We start from the raw sequence: 16793 nt of genomic DNA, 5'->3' as shown, positions 1-16793 counted from the left end.
TAAGTTAAATTATTTATTGTTACGTTCTGCACTAATTTGAAGATATGCGTTCACAAAGCGGAACATTTTTTGTGCTTGTGGGTCTTTTAGTAATTTTAATAGACCGAATAGGCCGATAACTTCGTTACTTTCGTCAGCACGATCTTTCGCTTCGATTGCAGTTGCAGCCATGCTTTTCACTGTATCTTTTACAGGCTCTACAAGCTCTGTAATTGCACCAACAGTGTCGCTTTTTAATACTTCATCAGTAGCAACAGTTTGAGCGAAGTCATAAGACTTAGTTAAAATGTTAACAAGCTCAGTTAATTTTGGAAGCTGTTCTACTAGTGTTGTTAATGATTCTTGTACCTCAGGTTTTAACAACTGATCAAGTACATCAAGTTGTCCTTGGCTAGCAGAAATTTGTACAGTTTCTTGTTCTGGCTTTGTTTGAGTCATAGTTTCTGGCATCTCCAATTCTCCTTTACGATAGCAATACTCTTATTTTTTATAAGTAAGATAGTAACCGTTTACGAAACTTTATACAAAGTTTCACAAAACACAATAAAATGCCTTTAAATTTATGACAGCAACTAAGCTGCAAACATAAATCTAAAACCATAACGTCTTACTTATTATTTATGAACTGTCCGATATATGGCTTGTCCGCATAATGGAAAAGCTCCGTTACCGGAAAGTGTATATAATATATATCCTATATTATATACTATATACACCTATGTTAACATAAAAATGATTCCTAATTATTTGATATTGAGTGTATAACGTAGTGCTGACAAGGTATGAAAGCGTATAAAATATTTTGTTTCAGTTAGAAATGTACATATATATATAGAAAAAAAGGAAAAAACGAACAAATTCATGTTCGTTTTTTCCTTTTTCCTATTATTCACCTTCCGCAATTAGCATCGATGTGTTACCTTCTTTTTCAAGATGGCATTCGCCCCAAGAACAAAGAGAATCAAGAATCGATTCTAAAGACCAACCGTAATCAGTAAGAGAATATTCTACTTTTGGTGGGACTTGATTGTATACTTTTCTTTGAATAACGCCGTCGTCTTCTAATTCACGTAATTGCTGCGTTAACATTTTTTGTGTAATACCAGGCATTGAGCGTTTTAGTTCACTCGTTCTCTTTGTACCTTTCGTTAAGTGACAAAGAATAACAACTTTCCATTTGCCGCCGATAACCTCTAAAGTCGCCTCTACAGGAATATTGTATTTCTTCATATGAAACCCTCCTTTTGTGAGCAAAGTAAGTTAAATAATATAAATGTTACTTTTTAGTACCTATAGCACTTTAAAGTACGTACTTTTTATTATGTTAAATATGTTTCATAATAGCACATGTAAGAGGCAAATGAGTAGTACGGTACTGAAAAGTGACTATGTTACTTTTGGGTGCCTATCGTACTTTAAAGTGCGTTCTTCAAAAAAAGAATGAAACCATTCATAATAGCATTTGTAAGTATGAAATATATGTTTTAGAAGATAGAAGGGCCCTTTTATCATACTATTATGATTGGATTTCTTGTAATAAGGAGGAATTCAATTGAGTTCATATACAGTACCATCTTCGGAAGTTCAGACGAATCGAAGAAGTATGTTTGCTTTATTAGCACTAGCAATTAGTGCGTTTGGGATTGGTACGACCGAGTTTATTAGTGTCGGTTTACTACCATCTATTTCAAAAGATTTAAATGTTTCGGTTACAACAGCTGGTTTAACGGTTTCCTTATATGCGTTAGGAGCGGCAGTAGGAGCTCCTGTTTTAACAGCGTTAACGGCTAGTATGTCGCGAAAGACATTATTAATGTGGATTATGGTTATTTTCATTATTGGTAATGGCATTGCGGCGGTAGCAACAAGCTTCACTGTATTAATTATCGCAAGGATTGTAGCTGCATTTGCACACGGTGTGTTTATGTCGATAGGATCTACAATTGCGGCTGCAATCGTACCAGAGAATAAACGTGCTAGCGCAATTGCGATTATGTTTACTGGATTAACAGTTGCGACTATTACTGGTGTGCCAATTGGAACATTTATCGGTCAAGAGTTTGGCTGGAGAGCGTCATTTATGGCGATCGTTGTAATTGGAATTATTGCTTTCATCGCAAATAGTATACTCGTCCCATCTAATTTAAAAAATGGTGTACCTGTATCGTTTCGTGATCAATTTAAACTAATTAAAAATGGAAGACTGTTACTTGTTTTCATTATTACTGCACTAGGATACGGCGGTACATTCGTAACATTTACGTATTTATCACCGTTATTACAAGAAGTAACAGGATTTGAAGCAAGTACCGTTACCATCATTTTATTAGTGTATGGAATCGCCATTGCGATAGGGAATATGGTCGGCGGAAAATTATCGAATCATAATCCAATTCGAGCGCTATTCTACATGTTCCTTATTCAAGCGATTATATTATTTGTTTTAACATTTACAGCGCCGTTTAAAGTAGCTGGATTAATCACAATTATTTTCATGGGACTATTCGCGTTTATGAATGTTCCGGGGCTACAAGTATATGTAGTTATATTGGCAGAGCGCTTTGTTCCAAGTGCGGTTGATGTTGCTTCAGCAATTAATATTGCCGCATTTAACGGAGGAATCGCTTTAGGTTCTTATATAGGTGGCCTTGTAACGAATTCGTTAGGATTAATCCATACTGCTTGGGTAGGCGGCCTTATGGTAGTAGGTGCTGTTATTTTAACAGCATGGAGTATGACATTAGAAAAAAGAGATCAAGTAAAATAAAGTGAAACTTTAATCAGTGGGGGTGTTCTTCCACCAATGATTATTAGTTGAACCAATCGGGCGTTTACGGGCAGTTTATCTCCCACCTAACGTCTTTGCTTCAGCCGAATTTTGAAGTGGGAATTTTTACTGCCCGTTAATGCGGGATAAAAGGAGAGAAAATAAAATGAAAAACTTACAAAGTAAAACAGTATTAAATAATGGTGTAGAAATGCCTTGGTTCGGTTTAGGTGTATTTAAAGTAGAAGAAGGACCAGAACTTGTAGAAGCAATTAAATCAGCGATTAAAGCAGGATACCGTAGCATCGATACAGCTGCAATTTACGGAAATGAAAAAGCTGTAGGTGAAGGAATCCGTGCAGGTATTGAAGCGACTGGTATTTCAAGAGAAGAATTATTTATCACTTCAAAAGTATGGAACGCAGATCAAGGATATGACGAAACAATTGCTGCATATGAAGAGAGCTTAAAAAAATTAGAACTAGATTATTTAGATTTATACCTTGTTCACTGGCCTGTAGAAGGAAAATATAAAGATACATGGAAAGCGCTAGAAACACTTTATAAAGAAGAGCGTGTACGTGCAATTGGCGTAAGTAACTTCCAAATCCATCACTTACAAGATGTAATGAAAGATGCAGAAATTAAGCCAATGATTAACCAAGTAGAATATCACCCTCGTTTAACGCAAAAAGAATTACAAGCTTTCTGTAAAGAACAAGGTATTCAAATGGAAGCATGGTCACCACTTATGCAAGGTCAATTATTAGATAACGAAACATTACAAGAAATTGCTGATAAACACGGCAAAACAACAGCGCAAGTTATTTTACGTTGGGACTTACAAAATGGAGTAATTACAATTCCAAAATCAACGAAAGAACACCGTATTATTGCAAATGCTGATGTATTTAACTTCGAATTAACAAAAGAAGATATGGAAAAAATCGATGCATTAAACCAAAATCACCGCGTTGGTCCAGATCCTGATAACTTCGATTTCTAAGATTAAAGTAGAGAAAAAGAGTGCAAATTATTTGCACTTTTTTTGTTGTGTTTATGTATAAAAAAAATTTCTAACTAAATACTACTTATTAGTAAATTTGTTATTTCATAAGGGGTTGTAAAACATGAATATAAAGCAATCGTTCAAACTTTTAGCTGTTTTTTTAAGTGTTTTATTTGTGTTGTTCCCGCTTCAAAAGGCATTCGCAGAAGTTATGGATCATACAAAGTATGAAATGGATTGGAGTTATAGTAAGTCAAAGAAGAAACCAATCCGAACAGAGCTTATTAAAACGGCAGATGGAAAAATTGCATTTTGCTTAAATGTAGATTTGAAATCTCCAAGTGGTCAAGATTTACCGGAAATGGGAAAAGTGGATATTAACGTGTACCGTGTACTATTAAATGGATATCCACAAAAGAGTCCGCAAGAATTAGGTGTTTCCGATTGGAGAGAAGCACATTACGCAACACAGCTTGCAGTATGGAATGCATTAAAGCAAATCGATATTAACGATTTAGATTTCCGTAATAAAAACGTAGAGAAAGTAACGAAAGACATAGTTGCAAAGGCAAATGCGAGTGAAGAGTTACAAGAAATTACGATGAGTGTAACTCCTACAGAAGAACAAGAAGCAGTATTAAAAAATGATTTCTTTGAAACAGGTTTATATACAGTAGAAACAAATGCAAAAAGCGGAACGTATAAAGTGCAAGCAACAGGTGCACCAGCTGGTGTGAAATTTGCAAATGAAAAAGGCGAAGCAAAAACAGAATTTAATGTAGGAGAAAAGTTCCGCATTTTAATTCCGAAACAAACACCAGCAGGTGGATTTAGCTTTAAAGTATCAGGGAATTTAACGAAATTACAAGGGATTGCGCATAAAGGAACACCAACAATTCAAAATGCAGTAGTATTACTTGAGCGTAGTGAAGAGAAAACAAGTCCGGAATTAGCGGTGAGTTGGAAAAAGTCTGAAGGACCACAGAAACCGAATAAACCGTATACTCCAAATGAGCCACATAAACCGAATCAAATTAAAAGATAGTATAAAAAGCATTGGCATTTGCCGATGCTTTTTATATACATGGATTAGAAGGAATGGAAAATACGAAAGCATTGACAGAACAATTTAATGGTATGTTATTTGGGTATGATATACATGACGTATTCTTTAAAATTACCAAACAAGGTTTCGAAAGAATAGAAGGTATACAAGAGGTAAAAGCTTAAAAATAAAAAAGCTCGTAAAACATAATATTTTACGAGCTTTTTCTTATTATTCAGCTTCAGAAACTACTGTGAAGCGTTCGTTCACATGTTTTGGATTTTCGATTTCATCAAGTGCTGCTACTGCGAAGTCTTCGTAACTTACGTAGCTATCGCCTTTTGAGTTAACAAGAAGATTGTCTTTACCAGCTGTGTAAGAGCCAGTGCGTTTTCCTAATGCGAATAGTGCAGAAGGGCTGATGAATGTCCAAGTGATATCATTTGTTTGTTGCAAGATTTCTAAGTTTTTACCTTGGTTTTGAGCTGTTGCAAGGTATTCGCCCGGGAAACCTGGTGTATCAAATACACGTGTTGTTTTCTCTTCGTCTACAAATAAGCTTCCAGCTCCACCAACTACAAATAATTTTGTATGTGGTGCACCTTTCACAGCTTCAATCAGTACATTTCCTGCATCTACGTGAAGATGCTCTTGTCCTGCTGGAGCACCGAAAGCATTTACAACTACATCGAATGCTTGTAGATCGTTAGATGTAAGAGCGAATACATCTTTCTCTAAAACTTTTACATTTTTTTCTGTAATTTTCGCAGCATTTCTTACAATTGCAGTAACTTCATGTCCACGATCTAATGCTTCTTTTAAAATACGGCTTCCAGCTTTACCAGTTGCTCCGATGATTCCGATTTTCATAATAAATCCCTCCAAAGTGTTTTGTTAAAGTGTATATCTGAAATGAATGAATGTAATGTAATTAGGTTAGTTACAACTTGATGTAACCATTATAGTTACAGTTATATATTTTTGTCAATGGTGTTGTTTATGAAATTATTTTTTGTTTTAGTATGCACAGCTACTGAAAGTGGAGTCATAAAAGAATGATGTATTTATGTAGATCAACCTAATATTTGGAAGTCGCAAGATGTCGAAAAATGTTGATTTTTGAATATTTTTTGAATATAATTCGATTTATGGAGAAAAGGAGGGGTTAATTGTATGAATATTTTAGATCAATTCGTTTCATCAACGAATACGATTCTTTGGTCATATGTTCTTATTGCAATGCTAATTGGTTTAGGGCTTTATTTTTCTATTAAATTAAAATTCGTACAAATTACTCATTTAGGAGAAATGGTTCGATTAATGAGTGATGGACTAACTGGTAAGACACGTAAAAAGGGTAGTGTATCTTCTTTCCAAGCGTTCTGTATGAGTTCAGCAGCTCGTATTGGTATCGGAAACTTAGCTGGTGTAGCGTTAGCTATTTCTATGGGAGGACCCGGAGCTGTATTTTGGATGTGGGTTATTGCGATTATCGGGGCGTCTTCAAGTTTCGTGGAAAGTACGCTTGCGCAAATTTATAAAATAAAAGATGGCAGTGGCTTCCGTGGTGGTCCTGCTTATTATATGGAAAAAGGTTTAAATAAACGTTGGATGGGAATTTGGTTCTCTATTCTAATCACAATTAGTTACGGTTTAATTTTCAACTCAGTACAAGCGAATACAGTTACGTTAGCATTTGAGAATGCATTCGGTTTAGAGCGTTATGTTGTTGGGATTGTATTAGCGGTATTAGTTGCAGTTATTATTTTTGGTGGTGTGAAAAGTATTGCGCGTATGTCAGAAATGATTGTTCCGCCAATGGCACTTATTTATATTGCAGTAGCTATTTTCGTTGTTATTAAAAACTTCTATTTAATACCAGATGTATTTACAGAAATCTTTAAAGGTGCATTCGGTTTAGATTCAGCTGTAGGTGGCGGTATCGGTGCTGCAATGAAATTTGGTATTCAGCGCGGATTATTTGCGAACGAAGCAGGTATGGGTAGTGCGCCGAATGCGGCAGCAACAGCTGATGTAACGCATCCAGCGAAACAAGGTTTTATTCAAACAATCGGGGTTTTAGTAGATACATTTTTAGTATGTACATCAACAGCGTTTATCGTATTATGTTCTGGTGCATATAAAGCAACAAATTTGGAAGGCATTGAATTAACACAAAACGCATTAAGCTCACAAATCGGCCCATGGGCAAGTAGCTTCTTGGCGATTATTATTTTCTTATTTGCATTTAGTTCACTTCTAGGAAACTACTATTATGGTGAAACAAATATTGAATTCATTAAACAAAGTAAAGCTTGGTTAACAATTTACCGTATTGCGGTAGTTGCAATGGTATTATTCGGTTCTGTTGCGACGCTTAAAGTCGTATGGAACATGGCAGATTTATTTATGGGTCTAATGGTAATTACAAACTTAATTGCGATTACACTTCTTGGACGATTTGCGTATGCTGCGTTGGCAGACTATGTAAAGCAAAAGAAACAAGGGAAAGATCCAGTCTTCAGTGCAGATTCTATTCCGGGTTTAACGAACACAGAGTGTTGGGATAAGCCAACGGTAACGGATAAAGAAAAAGCGGTATAAGAAAAGGCGAGCATCGAGAGGGATTCGATGCTCGCCTTTTTTGTTGCAGTAAATGATGAGAAGGGTGAAAGGTAATTATTAATATAATTTTTGTTTGTTCATTTCTCTCGTTATTTGTAGGTAACGTACTGTCTTAAAAGTATGATTGGTCGAATAGGATGAGTGATTGAGTAGTGGATAAATACACGTATTGGTTATAGTTTTAAGTGAAAAACATATACATGTTAAGGAATATAACTTATCCATGTCATAAAACCTAACACAAAGTTCTTGATTACTAAAAGTTTTTAGAATATAATTTTCTTATTGTTAGGAAGAGGGGCAATTCGATTATGGATTTTTTAGCTAAAGTAATTGGGGATGTAAATAATGTCCTTTGGTCATATATCATTATTGCGATGTTAATTGGATTAGGACTCTATTTTTCATTTCGTGTGAAATTCGTCCAAATTCGCTACTTCGGAGAAATGATTCGCCTACTTGGGGACGGGGCGAGTTCAAAGACAAGAAAAGCGCAAAAAGAAAAAAGCGGTGTATCATCATTCCAAGCATTTTGTATGAGTACAGCTTCTCGTGTAGGTACTGGTAACTTAGCTGGTGTAGCTATTGCAATCTCAGCAGGTGGTCCAGGTGCTGTATTTTGGATGTGGTTAATTGCGGTAATTGGGGGTGCTTCTGCGTTTGTAGAGAGCACATTAGCGCAAATTTATAAAGTAAAAGATGGGAACGCATTCCGTGGGGGCCCAGCGTATTATATGGAAAAGGGTTTAAAGAAACGCTGGTTAGGTGTTGTTTTCTCTGTTCTAATAACAGTGAGTTTCGGATTGATTTTTAATGCAGTACAGTCAAACACAGTAGCGGCAGCTTTTGATGGCGCATTTAAAATGGATAGTAGGCTTGTAGGTCTGTTTATGGCTGGTTTACTTGCAATTATTATTTTCGGTGGGGTTAAGCGAATTGCACGTGCAGTTGAAATGATTGTTCCGGTAATGGCAATTATATATGTAGCAGTTGCATTATTCGTTGTTGTAACAAACATTACGGCAATTCCGTATGTATTTAAAGAAATCTTCTTACATGCATTCGGAATTAAAGAAGTAGTTGGTGGGGGGGTAGGAGCTGCGATTTTACTAGGAGTAAAACGTGGATTATTCTCAAATGAAGCTGGTATGGGTAGTGCACCGAACGCAGCAGCGACTGCGAACGTAACGCACCCAGTTAAACAAGGTTTCATTCAAACTTTAGGGGTATTTACAGATACATTATTAATTTGTAGTTGTACAGCGTTCATCATTTTATTATCTGATGTACCTGGTGCAGCTGATCTAAATGGAATTCAATTGACGCAACAAGCGTTAAGCCAACATATCGGACCGTGGGCATCTGTATTTGTAGCGGTTGCAATCTTCTTGTTTGCATTCAGCTCATTAGTAGGTAACTACTACTATGGTGAAACAAATATTGAGTTCTTAAATGGAAGTAAAGTGTTATTAACGGCATACCGCATTGCTGTACTTGGTATGGTTATGTTAGGGTCTGTAGCAACAATTCAAATCGTTTGGGACTTAGCAGATTTATTTATGGGGATTATGGCTGTTATTAACTTAGTGGCAATTGTATTCCTTTCAAAGTACGCTTTCGCAGCGTTATCAGATTACGTAAAGCAAAAGAAACAAGGAAAAGATCCAGTCTTTTATGCGGAGTCTATTCCAGGGTTGAACAATACAGAGTGTTGGGATAAGCCGGAAGTAGCAGAGAAAGAAAAAGCTGTATAATAAAGTGAAACTTTAATCAGTGGGAGTTTTACTGCCCGGCAAATAGCGGATAAAAGATGGAACGAGCATCAGTGAAATTTGATGCTCGTTTTTTGTGTAGTTATAAAATAGGAAAAAGGGGCAAAAGACGAACATTAATGAGGGTTTTATAATAAAATGTAATTTTTTTTAGAAAAGTGCGGATATGAGTTGGGATTTATGATAGAATGGAAAATGCCTTTGAGACAAGAGGTTTTATGATTTTTTATATCCAGTAAAGTGTTTTGGTGGAGAAATGGAAAGTTCGGATTATTTCTTGTTTTGAATGGTCAGACGTTCAACGTTAATGAAGAGTTAAATGGAGGATTTTATTAATGAAGTTTGTTATGTTTCTTGTAGGATTACTCGTTGTATTCGTACTAGGTTTTCTTATAAGTGCCGATCGAAAGAAGATTAAGTATAAACCAATCGCACTCATGCTTGTAATTCAGTTAGCATTATCGTATTTCTTATTAAATACGCAAGTGGGTTATATTTTAGTAAAAGGAATTTCAGATGGATTTGGCGCACTTCTTGGGTATGCGGAAGCTGGAATCGTTTTCGTATTTGGTGGCCTTGTTAATAAAGGAGAAGTTTCATTCTTCTTAACTGCATTATTACCAATCGTATTCTTCGCAGTATTAATCGGAATTCTACAACACTTTAAGATTTTACCGATATTTATTCGTGCTATTGGTACTTTGTTAAGTAAAGTAAATGGTTTAGGGAAATTAGAATCATATAATGCAGTAGCAGCTGCAATTGTTGGACAAGCGGAAGTATTTATTACAGTAAAAGATCAATTAAGTAAAATCCCAAAACATCGTTTATATACATTATGTGCATCTTCAATGTCAACAGTATCGATGTCAATCGTTGGTTCTTATATGAAAATGATCGAGCCAAAATATGTAGTAACAGCACTTGTATTAAATTTATTTAGTGGTTTCATTATTATTCATATTATTAACCCGTACGATATTACGGAAGAAGAAGATACACTGAAGTTAGAAAATAAGAAAAAGCAATCATTCTTTGAAATGTTAAGCGAATATATTATGCTTGGTTTCACGATTGCAATTACGGTAGCGGCAATGTTACTTGGTTTCGTAGCATTAATTACAGCAATCAATAGCTTGTTTGATTCAGTGTTCGGTATTACATTCCAAGCTATTTTAGGATATATTTTCTCACCATTAGCATTCGTAATGGGTATCCCGCAAGCAGAGATGGTAACAGCGGGACAAATTATGGCAACAAAATTAGTATCAAACGAGTTTGTTGCGATGCTTGATCTTGGCAAAGTAGCTGGTGATTTATCAGCTCGTACAGTAGGTATTCTTTCTGTATTCCTTGTATCATTTGCGAACTTCTCATCAATTGGAATTATCGCAGGTGCAACGAAAGGTATCGATGAAAACCAATCAAATGTTGTATCATCATTCGGTTTACGTCTTGTGTATGGTGCGACATTAGTAAGTATATTATCAGCGATTATCGTTGGTGTTATGCTATAAAAAAGGATGGTTCTAGCTCATAGCTAGGGCCGTTTTTTATGGTTAATTTACATAAAAAAACCAATTAATTAGGAATATATTAACATATGAAAATCTTTTAAAATTTATATTGCATTTCTTCTAGATAACGCTTACAATTTGATTTGTAGGTGGTATCAATTTCAGACTTTTAATACGGTAGGAGAGAAGAGGCTACCTTTTATAAATTGCAATTTATGTAAACGCTTACTGATTTTAGATAACAGTTGAATAGTATTTAGGGGTTTTAAATTTTTTTAACATCAATGGTCAGACGTCATTCGTTATACGTTATACGACCAATAACTCGTGGGAGAAGTGGAGGATTCACATATGAAAATAGTAATGTTTCTAGTTGGTTTACTTGTCGTGTTTGTACTAGGTTTCCTTATAAGTTCAGATCGTAAGAAAATTAAATATAAGCCAATTGCACTTATGCTTGTCATTCAATTGGTACTTGCGTATTTCTTATTAAATACAAAGGTCGGATTTGTATTAGTAAAAGGTATTGCAGATGGATTTGGGGCTATTTTAAAATTTGCGGAAGCTGGGGTTAATTTCGTATTTGGTGGTTTAGCGAACGATGGACAAGCACCATTCTTCTTAACAGTATTATTACCGATTATTTTCTTAGCGGTATTAATCGGGATCTTGCAACATATTAAAGTTTTACCGATTATCATTCGTGCAGTCGGTTTCGTACTAAGTAAAATTAACGGTTTAGGAAAACTAGAATCATATAATGCGGTAGCAGCTGCAATTGTTGGTCAAGGTGAAGTATTTATTACAGTAAAAGATCAATTAAGCAAATTACCGAAAAATCGTTTATACACACTTTGTGCATCTTCAATGTCAACAGTATCAATGTCAATCGTCGGTTCTTATATGAAAATGATTGATCCAAAATATGTAGTAACAGCACTTGTATTAAACTTATTTAGTGGATTCATTATCGTTCATATTATCAATCCATATGAAGTGAAAGAAGAAGACGATATTTTAGAATTACAAGAAGATAAGAAACAAACATTCTTTGAAATGTTAGGCGAATATATTATGCTTGGTTTCTCTATCGCTGTAACAGTAGCGGCGATGTTAATCGGTTTCGTAGCATTAATTACAGCAATTAACGGTGTATTCGATTCAATTTTCGGAATCACATTCCAAAGTATTTTAGGATATATCTTCTCACCATTAGCATTCGTAATGGGTATTCCAACATCAGAGATGCTAGCAGCGGGACAAATTATGGCAACAAAATTAGTAACGAACGAATTCGTTGCAATGCTTGACCTTGGAAAAGTAGCTGGTGATTTATCAACTCGTACAGTAGGTATTTTATCTATCTTCCTTGTATCATTTGCGAACTTCTCATCTATCGGAATTATCGCAGGTGCAACAAAGAGTATCGATGGCAAACAAGCAAATGTTGTATCATCATTCGGACTAAAACTTGTATACGGTGCAACGTTAGTAAGTATATTATCAGCGATTATCGTTGGGGTTATGCTTTAATAAATTAAGAAAAGCAATGAGCGTAGGCTCATTGCTTTTTTTGTTTAACTTGCTTTATCCAAGTCTTTTTTAAATCGTGGTCTCTCTAAATAAGTTCCCATTCTCCATACATATTCTATAGGGCCCATTCGGTATTTTTGTAGCCAATAGGTGCTAACGAATAATTGAATTGTATAAATTCCAATGGTCAAAAGAATACCGAAGAAATATCCGATTTTACCGAATAAGCCAAAGCCGTATGCGTAAAAAATTGTTGTTGTGATAATGGATTGAGCTAAGTAATTACTAACCGACATTTTCCCCATATTCGCCATATATGTTAGTAAGCGCAATGCTTTTTTGTAATGGAATAATAAAATAATGGTGCTTCCGTAAAAGAATGTCATGGTTACTGATGTAAGGCCATCTTGTAACATAATTAAAATTGGATGCTTTACGAACATGGCTAAGATTTTAATTGTAAAAGAGAAAATACCAGTGATAAGCCAAATCTTTTTGATAGAAGGTATGTGTTTATCAATCTCAAATAGCCAGCCTTTTTTTCCTACATACATTCCGAGTAAGAAAAGTGGGGACATAAAAATTATTGTGAAAATTGATATGAAAACTAGTCCGAAGAAACCGTTAATCCCAATATAATCGAAAGGACTTTCAGTTAACCTAAAGTTGACATGATCCATATAGCTTCCAGTTTCATGAACTTTATGCTCTTTTTCAATATAAGGAGCAAAATCATTAATATTTGTATTTGGATCAGTTTGATAAGACATAAGTGTAATGAGTGCGAGTAGAATAGTTGCCCAAATCAATAATGTTTTTGGTTTTCTATTTATAAACATCATTAAGAAAATCCCGATAAGTCCGTATGCAAATAAAATATCTCCGGACCAAATAAAGGTACCGTGAATGAAACCTAGTAGTAAAAGAATGCTAATACGTCTTATATATGTGGGGAAAAACTTTTTTCCTTTTGCGATAATACTTTTTTGTAACAAAATAATGCTAAGCCCAAATAAAAAAGAGAATAGGGAAATGAAATTTTGTGTGCCGAAAAATTGAATAAACCAATTAGCACTTTCATCGAGTTTTCCAAAAATATAAGTGGGTTTTTCATTAGCGAATAACCCGAATTGAATTAATGTTATATTAACAAGTAAAATGCCAAATAAAGCGAAACCACGAATTGCATCAACAGCTTCTACACGTTGATTCATTTTTTCTCTCCTCACATATTGTTTTATCCCGCATTAACCAGCAGTAAGACTCCCACCTCAAAATTTGGCGGGGCAAAGAGGTTAGGTGGGAGATCAACTGCCCGTAAAGGCCCGATTAGTTGAACTTTATATTGAAGATAATACCATTCCTTAACTGGTTCTATGTCAAATGCTAGGAAATTTAAGGTGATTTTAAGATAGAAAGCAAATAAAAAAATCACCTTAATACATGCATTAAGGTGATTAAAATACTACTCAGCTGGAGGCATAAATGTACGTTTCTCTAATTCAGCATCTAGCATAAATAGTGCGTTTGAATCGCTTGTAATACGCTTTAATTTTTGAATGATGCTATCGAATGAAGCTTCTTCTTCTACTTGCTCATCAACGAACCATTTTAAGAATGTAATTGTTGCATGCTCACGCTCATCCCAAGCAATATCAGATAAGTGATAAATACGTTTCGTTACTTCACGCTCGTGCTCAAGTGCGACTTCAAAAGCGTTCAATACAGATTCGTATTCGTTATTTGGATTATCGAATCCAGTAATAATAGCGCGCTCACCGCGGTCGTTAATATAGTTGTAAAGCTTCATTGCGTGGAAACGCTCTTCTTCAGCTTGTACAAGGAAAAAGTTAGCGAATCCATCATAGCTCTCAGCTGTACAGTAAGCAGCCATTGCCATATAGGCGTGGGCAGAGTAAAATTCAAAGTTCATTTGTTCATTTAATGCGTCATGCAATTTTTTAGATAACATAAAATCCCCCTTAGTATTGTGACAAGAATATTATACCATAATTGATAATATTCTCATTTGAGTGCTTCGAACCTTTTCGAAAGCTTTGTGACGTGTGCGTCCATAATGTCTTGTAAATCCAAATCATATTTTTGCGAAAGAATAATAAGGTTAGATAGTACATCACCAAGTTCTTCTTTTAGTTCTTGTTTTAGCTCTTCTTCTGTTTTCGCATCTTCATCAGGACGATCGCGGCCGATTTCAATAGCGCGAACAACTCGTGAAACTTCTCCAACTTCTTCAGTTAAGAAATTTAAGCGAATAAAGGCATTATACTGTGACCAGCTTCGTTTTTCGTAAAATTCCTCAACCCATCTTTGAAATGCAACGATATCCATTTCTTTCTCATCTCCTCAATATGTTGTACAATGTCAATTGTATCATAACAATATATAGTTTCGGGGTGTAGGAATGAGAAAGATTTGTGTGTTTGCAGGTTCCAATTTAGGGGAGAGACCAGAGTTTAAAGAGCAGGCAATCCAGTTAGGGAAAATGTTTGTTGAGAACGACTATGAGCTCGTATACGGTGGTTCATGCGTTGGATTAATGGGAGAAGTAGCAAACGAAGTTCTTCGTTTAGGCGGACGTGTAACAGGTGTTATGCCGCGTGGTCTATTTCGAGGAGAAATCGTACATACAGGATTAACAGAATTAATTGAAGTAGAAACGATGCATGAGCGCAAGGCGAAAATGGCAGAGCTTGCGGATGCTTTCATTGCATTACCAGGCGGATATGGAACGTTTGAAGAGCTCTTTGAAGTAGTATGTTGGTCACAAATTGGTATACATAATAAGCCGGTTGGTTTATTGAACATAAAAGACTTTTACGGACCAATTTTGCAAATGGTTGAACGGGCAGCAGAAGAAGGCTTTATGAATCCATCGAATAAAGAGTTAATTGTTTCCGCTGAGACGGCAGATAAACTAATTCATGAAATCCAAAATTACGAGCGTCCTGTCTTGGGGACGAAGTGGAAGCAATTATCATAGTACGTTTTTATAGCGATTTATAGAAACACATGTCTTTTTTATCTTAAAAAGACATGTGTTTTTAATTTAGTTAAATATTTTAATGTTAGAATATATAGTTTTTCGGAAAGGAGAAATAGATGGAGAAGTTTGTGTATTTACGTCCTGTTTTTAAAAGTATTTTAGCAGCGTCTATTCTTGTTATGCTAATTGTTTTAAGACAGAAGAAAGAGCTGATTAATGAGTTTTCGCTTTGGTTTATTTCGATATTGTGTGTTGGTGTTTCAGCGATAACATTGTTCATGTCTGGATTTATCGTTGATGAGTATAGTCTAGGTGGAGATGGACAATCGTTTTGTATGTTTATTGCGATTGGTTGTATCAGTGGTTTGAATTTTGTTATTTATTATAGACGGAAATAAAAGAAGGCATTCCATATTACTTTGGAATGCCTTTATCATTTTGATTACTTTGTTTTTTATACAGGTACCAGCCACCCCAGCCGCCACCAATTGCTACAACAACGAGGAAAGCATAGTCTTTCACCTCGACACGTATATTGAAAATATTGGCTATAAGTAAGACGATTCCAACTGTTATTAACGCAAAAAATGCTCTAATTAAGTAGTCTTTCAACTGAACCACTCCCGCCATTTAAGTAGTAAATGATGAATTTGGAAAAGCTTTTTGGATCTATTTTACTAAAAGGTGTTTCCTATATTTTAACATAAAGTGAAACTTTAATCAGTGGGGGAGAGGTGTGTTAATATTGTCGTATTTTGTCGGTAAGTCGATATAATTGAAAAATCGCTGATATATTTGATGAAACGGTCGATATAATGAAAAAACCGCCGATATATTTGATGGAATCGCCGATATAATTGAAAAATCGCTGATATAATTTCATGTACTGCCATGGGCGGCCATTAAATAGAAAAAAGCGACTCTGAACGAGCCGCTTCCGCTTTTACATAATATCCAGCTCCGGTAGCTAGAATGTTCGGTGGCTTCGCTTTTTCCTGCGAGGCAAAGAGCGCCTCTACGTCAAAAGCTCCATCCCCCTCACATTCTGAGCAAGCTACCTCCGCTTTAAAATCTATTATTGATTCAAGAATGCGCGTAGCATCCAAGCGTGTTTTTCTAGTTCTGTGTAGATGCCTAGTAGTAAGTCAGATGTCATTTCATCGTCAGAGTCTTGAGCGATTTCCATGCCTTTTTTCAGTTCGACTAGCATCATTTCGTAGTCTTTCATGATTGCCTCGACCATCCCTTCTGCAGTTTCTCCGTAAGCTGCTTCTTGAATAGAAGATAGTTCTAAGTATTCTTTCATTGTTGCTACTGGTTTGCCGCCAATTGCTAAAATGCGTTCTGCAATTTCATCGATGTGAGTAGCTGATTCTGTGTAAAGTTCTTCGAATTTCTCGTGTAATGTGAAGAATTGAGGTCCTTTTACGTACCAATGGAAGTTGTGTAATTTTGTAAATAAAACGCTCCAGTCTGCTACTTGTTTGTTTAATACTTCGATTACTTGTTTGTTCATTATGA

At 35.5% G+C, this 16793-nt stretch carries 19 protein-coding genes; 10 read left to right on the top strand and 9 right to left on the bottom strand.

Annotation, left to right across the window (positions count from 1 at the left end; translation table 11 throughout):
- Nucleotides 1–9: 9 nt before the first annotated feature.
- A complete protein-coding gene (locus JDS81_RS13510) occupies nt 10–450 on the bottom strand; it encodes a DUF1641 domain-containing protein (RefSeq protein WP_001115309.1) in 441 nt (146 codons plus the stop codon).
- Nucleotides 451–885: 435 nt separating this feature from the next.
- Entirely contained in the window at nt 886–1230 is a 345-nt protein-coding gene (locus JDS81_RS13505) for a winged helix-turn-helix transcriptional regulator (protein ID WP_000760481.1), read from the bottom strand.
- Nucleotides 1231–1603: 373 nt separating this feature from the next.
- On the opposite strand from JDS81_RS13505, the gene JDS81_RS13500 reads away from it, so the two are divergent.
- The 4 genes from JDS81_RS13500 (at nt 1604) to JDS81_RS13485 (ending at nt 5006) form a co-directional block, all read left to right on the top strand.
- Nucleotides 1604–2767, top strand: coding sequence for an MFS transporter (locus JDS81_RS13500; protein ID WP_003272282.1), 1164 nt, complete (start codon nt 1604–1606; stop codon nt 2765–2767).
- 166 nt (nt 2768–2933) lie between these two features.
- Entirely contained in the window at nt 2934–3773 is an 840-nt protein-coding gene (locus tag JDS81_RS13495) for an aldo/keto reductase (protein ID WP_000793554.1), read from the top strand.
- A 124-nt stretch (nt 3774–3897) separates the two neighbouring features.
- Nucleotides 3898–4821 carry a thioester domain-containing protein gene (locus tag JDS81_RS13490; RefSeq protein ID WP_001022547.1) on the top strand — a complete coding sequence of 308 codons (924 nt, stop codon included), beginning with the start codon at nt 3898–3900 and terminating at the stop codon, nt 4819–4821.
- An 11-nt stretch (nt 4822–4832) separates the two neighbouring features.
- A complete protein-coding gene (locus tag JDS81_RS13485; RefSeq protein WP_015001096.1) occupies nt 4833–5006 on the top strand; it encodes a hypothetical protein in 174 nt (57 codons plus the stop codon).
- A 46-nt stretch (nt 5007–5052) separates the two neighbouring features.
- On the opposite strand, the gene JDS81_RS13480 is transcribed toward JDS81_RS13485, so the two are convergent.
- Nucleotides 5053–5691, bottom strand: a complete 639-nt coding sequence (locus JDS81_RS13480) for an NAD(P)-dependent oxidoreductase (protein ID WP_097954399.1) — start codon at nt 5689–5691, stop codon at nt 5053–5055.
- A gap of 303 nt (nt 5692–5994) precedes the next feature.
- Between JDS81_RS13480 and JDS81_RS13475 the strand changes: the two genes are divergently transcribed.
- The 4 genes from JDS81_RS13475 to JDS81_RS13460 all read left to right on the top strand — a co-directional run bounded on the left by JDS81_RS13475 (nt 5995) and on the right by JDS81_RS13460 (nt 12268).
- On the top strand, nt 5995–7425 hold the full coding sequence (locus JDS81_RS13475; RefSeq protein ID WP_001022883.1) for an alanine/glycine:cation symporter family protein: 1431 nt from the start codon (nt 5995–5997) through the stop codon (nt 7423–7425).
- A gap of 332 nt (nt 7426–7757) precedes the next feature.
- On the top strand, nt 7758–9200 hold the full coding sequence (locus JDS81_RS13470; protein WP_097954400.1) for an alanine/glycine:cation symporter family protein: 1443 nt from the start codon (nt 7758–7760) through the stop codon (nt 9198–9200).
- Between the two features lie 353 nt (nt 9201–9553).
- Entirely contained in the window at nt 9554–10735 is a 1182-nt protein-coding gene (locus JDS81_RS13465) for a NupC/NupG family nucleoside CNT transporter (protein ID WP_000673857.1), read from the top strand.
- 351 nt (nt 10736–11086) lie between these two features.
- Nucleotides 11087–12268 (top strand): NupC/NupG family nucleoside CNT transporter, encoded by a 1182-nt coding sequence (locus JDS81_RS13460; RefSeq protein ID WP_000706852.1) that lies wholly within the window; start codon nt 11087–11089, stop codon nt 12266–12268.
- A gap of 44 nt (nt 12269–12312) precedes the next feature.
- Here the strand turns inward: JDS81_RS13460 and JDS81_RS13455 are convergent, their stop codons facing one another.
- The 3 genes from JDS81_RS13455 to JDS81_RS13445 all read right to left on the bottom strand — a co-directional run bounded on the left by JDS81_RS13455 (nt 12313) and on the right by JDS81_RS13445 (nt 14617).
- Nucleotides 12313–13482, bottom strand: coding sequence for a DUF418 domain-containing protein (locus tag JDS81_RS13455; RefSeq protein WP_097954401.1), 1170 nt, complete (start codon nt 13480–13482; stop codon nt 12313–12315).
- A 251-nt stretch (nt 13483–13733) separates the two neighbouring features.
- A complete protein-coding gene (locus JDS81_RS13450; RefSeq protein WP_087949243.1) occupies nt 13734–14240 on the bottom strand; it encodes a ferritin in 507 nt (168 codons plus the stop codon).
- A 53-nt stretch (nt 14241–14293) separates the two neighbouring features.
- Nucleotides 14294–14617: a MazG nucleotide pyrophosphohydrolase domain-containing protein gene (locus tag JDS81_RS13445; protein WP_000355745.1), complete on the bottom strand. Its 324-nt coding sequence runs from the start codon at nt 14615–14617 to the stop codon at nt 14294–14296.
- Nucleotides 14618–14690: 73 nt separating this feature from the next.
- On the opposite strand from JDS81_RS13445, the gene JDS81_RS13440 reads away from it, so the two are divergent.
- Nucleotides 14691–15269, top strand: a complete 579-nt coding sequence (locus tag JDS81_RS13440; RefSeq protein ID WP_001225748.1) for an LOG family protein — start codon at nt 14691–14693, stop codon at nt 15267–15269.
- A 119-nt stretch (nt 15270–15388) separates the two neighbouring features.
- Nucleotides 15389–15670: a hypothetical protein gene (locus JDS81_RS13435; protein WP_098648547.1), complete on the top strand. Its 282-nt coding sequence runs from the start codon at nt 15389–15391 to the stop codon at nt 15668–15670.
- Nucleotides 15671–15686: 16 nt separating this feature from the next.
- Here JDS81_RS13435 and JDS81_RS13430 read toward each other — a convergent pair whose 3' ends face one another.
- From JDS81_RS13430 to JDS81_RS13420, 3 genes are all read right to left on the bottom strand, one after another.
- Nucleotides 15687–15884 carry a hypothetical protein gene (locus JDS81_RS13430; protein ID WP_000656329.1) on the bottom strand — a complete coding sequence of 66 codons (198 nt, stop codon included), beginning with the start codon at nt 15882–15884 and terminating at the stop codon, nt 15687–15689.
- Nucleotides 15885–16174: 290 nt separating this feature from the next.
- Nucleotides 16175–16378 carry a hypothetical protein gene (locus JDS81_RS13425; protein ID WP_097954403.1) on the bottom strand — a complete coding sequence of 68 codons (204 nt, stop codon included), beginning with the start codon at nt 16376–16378 and terminating at the stop codon, nt 16175–16177.
- Nucleotides 16348–16788, bottom strand: coding sequence for a Dps family protein (locus JDS81_RS13420; RefSeq protein ID WP_001041895.1), 441 nt, complete (start codon nt 16786–16788; stop codon nt 16348–16350). Before JDS81_RS13420 ends, JDS81_RS13425 begins: the two co-directional genes overlap by 31 nt.
- Nucleotides 16789–16793 lie beyond the last annotated feature (5 nt).

The sequence above is a fragment of the Bacillus cereus group sp. N31 genome (assembly GCF_016483245.1).
Lineage (GTDB): Bacteria > Bacillota > Bacilli > Bacillales > Bacillaceae_G > Bacillus_A > Bacillus_A toyonensis.
Note: the sequence above shows the minus strand (reverse complement) of the source record. Positions and strands in the feature narration are given on the sequence as shown.